Source organism: Terrabacter sp. 2RAF25, assembly GCF_052115265.1.
Lineage (GTDB): Bacteria > Actinomycetota > Actinomycetes > Actinomycetales > Dermatophilaceae > Terrabacter.
This window is the reverse complement of record NZ_JBFRGJ010000017.1, coordinates 1-2,464: the sequence shown is the minus strand read 5'-3', so window position 1 is coordinate 2,464 and position 2,464 is coordinate 1. Positions and strand designations below refer to the sequence as shown.

The 2,464-nt window shown below is 65.3% G+C and carries 3 protein-coding genes; all 3 read right to left on the bottom strand.

The window, feature by feature from the left end; genetic code table 11:
- Window positions 1-281: 281 nt before the first annotated feature.
- Complete coding sequence (locus tag AB4091_RS21735) at window positions 282-692, bottom strand: hypothetical protein (RefSeq protein WP_442294971.1); 411 nt, start codon at window positions 690-692, stop codon at window positions 282-284.
- A gap of 108 nt (window positions 693-800) precedes the next feature.
- Entirely contained in the window at window positions 801-1,358 is a 558-nt protein-coding gene (locus AB4091_RS21730) for a hypothetical protein (protein WP_442294969.1), read from the bottom strand.
- 14 nt (window positions 1,359-1,372) lie between these two features.
- Entirely contained in the window at window positions 1,373-1,690 is a 318-nt protein-coding gene (locus tag AB4091_RS21725) for a hypothetical protein (RefSeq protein ID WP_442294967.1), read from the bottom strand.
- Between the last annotated feature and the right edge of the window lie 774 nt (window positions 1,691-2,464).

Below are 2,464 nucleotides of genomic sequence, written 5' to 3'. Positions count from 1 at the left end.
TTGCTGGACCTTCTACCCCGAAGGGCAGCAGTCAGCGGACGTTGGGCTGTGATCCGGTGGGACCAGGTGCACCAGCGGGCGCTCCCGCTGGACCGTGATCACGCTGCCGCAGGAACGACGCCGGCAGGAAGAGTCTGCGCAGTGAGAGGACGTTGACGACCTACGCGACCGGGCTGTACCTCGAGGTCGGCGAGGACGAGAGCGTCACCGGCACGAGCGCGTGACCACGTCGCCGACACGGGGATGTCGCACCGCCGTCACCGTCTCGGCAGTTGAGGATCTTAGCTGAGTTGCAGCTCGCGCTCGAGCGCCCCGGACACGCGCAGCACCGTTTTCCCGGTCGGGGCATCGGTCGGGATGACAACGGGAGCAGAAACCTTTCCCGAGATGTCGCTGTCGACCGTGGCCAGTCGTTTGACGTAGGTGCCCGACGCGATCTCGACGGTGACCGCCGCACGGCGCCCAGGCTCGGCCGTCACCTCTTCGCCCGGGCGGGTATCGGTGCAGGAAACGGCGAAGTCGACGTTGACGACGACCGAGCTTCCCCGGCGTAGCGGCAGGGGGTCCTCCGCAGCGAGTGGCGATGCACCCGCCGCGGCAGGGCGGAGCTCGGGAGAAGGGAGAGCGCAGCTTCCCTCGCCCGAAGACGCACACGCACCGAGGAGTGCCCCGGCCGCCAGGACGGCGCCCATCGACAACACGACCCGGGACGTCAGCTTCGAGACCATGCTGGCCCACCCCTCTCCCTACCTCATGCTCTCGGGCGGTTCCCGAGCGCAACCGAACCTTCGCCGCTCACGTCACTCGGACGGCACCTCCGCTGCGCTCAGTTCCCCGGGAAGGCGGTCACCCGTGGACGGGTTCAGCTGCTTGAACTTGGACGGCCCACCGGGGCCAGGCACCTGCACGAAGGAGCCCACGTTCGCTCCAGTGATGTAGAACTGGTCCGCCTTGTCGCCGGGGAGGCCCGAGGTGACCAGGTAGAGCAGGTAGCTCTCCCCGGCGTCGAGGTACTTCCACCCACCGCCGTCGCCAGACTTGCCCGTCTCGCGCACCTTGACGACCTGCCCGGGCTTGAGGCCGAGCCCCTTTCCCTTCTTGACTTGGCTAACCTCAACATCGGAAATCGTGAAGTCGAGACCAGGGGTGATGTCGTCCGCGACCGTCTGAGCCTGAACCCGGGCCACGACGATAGCTTCGCTATCGGCCCTGAGCGCCCCTTCCGACGCGTAGAACTTCGCGCGGGTGAACTCCCCGCCGGTGACCCCACCGGAGTCCGGCGACGAGGAACATCCAGCCATGACGGCTATCCCAAGAATGACAGAGGGTGCGAACTTCCAGACCTTTGTGAGTTGCATCGTTATCCCTGTTCTCAGTACCAGCTGTTGATGCCGCTGATTTCGTCACTCGTGAGCGTGCGGACGCCCCCGGAGTAGTACGCATCAGAGGCGGACGTGTACATGACTCGGGCGACCGGGGTGACGCGTCCCAGTCCGAGACCATGTCCCAGCTCGTGCAGCCACACCACCTTCTTGCGATCGGTGGACGCCGTGTCGAGGTACGACATGTTCAGCCGGGAGGCGGCGAACGACTTACGTCCGAAGTTCAGGCAGGCCCACGTCGTGTACCCCTCCCACCCGTTCTTGCCGTAGTAGTAGTTCTCGACACCGAACGCGTTGCCTTGTGCCAAGGACGGATAGAGCTTCGCGTCGGTCTTGTTCCGATAGTCGGCAGCCGCCTGGGTGAACGACGTCCGGTAGTCACCGCTGGTGTCGATGTAGTCGACGTAGAGGGTGCTGGAGTTCCACTTGCAGCTGCCATCGGTGTAAGCGCTCGCAGACGACGCCCATCACCGAAGCGGAAAGCGCCACTGCTGAAAATGCGCACAGGCGTCGGCGAAACGCACTGCGGCTTGGTTTCGTATTCATTCCCCTGTCTGTCCCGTCGAAGAACCGCCCCTTTGCGGTCCACTCGGCTGGAGGTGATCGGCAACCTACACGCGGCGCTCAAGGGTGTAAAGGGTCTGAGTTAGGCACCTTGAGAAGGCAGGCCCCATGGTCATTCACCCGTTTCCGCCGCCGCCACAAGGCTCGCCACGGGCGGACCTAGGCGTCAGCGGCGGGTGTAGGCGCGGTCACCAAAGGGCGCCGGCGGAGGCCTATCCGTCACATGCGCCCGTCCGACGTAGCCAAGCTCGCAGGTAGGCACGAGGACCCCGAGAACGCCACCGTCCACGCTCGAGCCCAGCTCCTCGCCAGCGCGCAGGGTGACGCGCCGGGCGCACTCGAGCGCCGGCAGTACCGTCCGCGGACAGTTGAGTCCCTGATAGTGGTGTAGCGCGGTCGTCGAATTCGTCCCGAGCGTGGACGTAGGTGCGGCCACCGCGTGATCCTTCGAGTTCACCTTCCACAGATCTCTCGAACGGAATCATCACGATGACCGCACCACACATTGTCGACCCCCC

Bases quoted from the DNA above. Each gene is read 5' to 3' on its own strand.
- AB4091_RS21730 (WP_442294969.1), bottom strand. From the start codon at position 1,358: ATGCAACTCACAAAGGTCTGGAAGTTCGCACCCTCTGTCATTCTTGGG.
- AB4091_RS21735 (WP_442294971.1), bottom strand. From the start codon at position 692: ATGGGCGCCGTCCTGGCGGCCGGGGCACTCCTCGGTGCGTGTGCGTCT.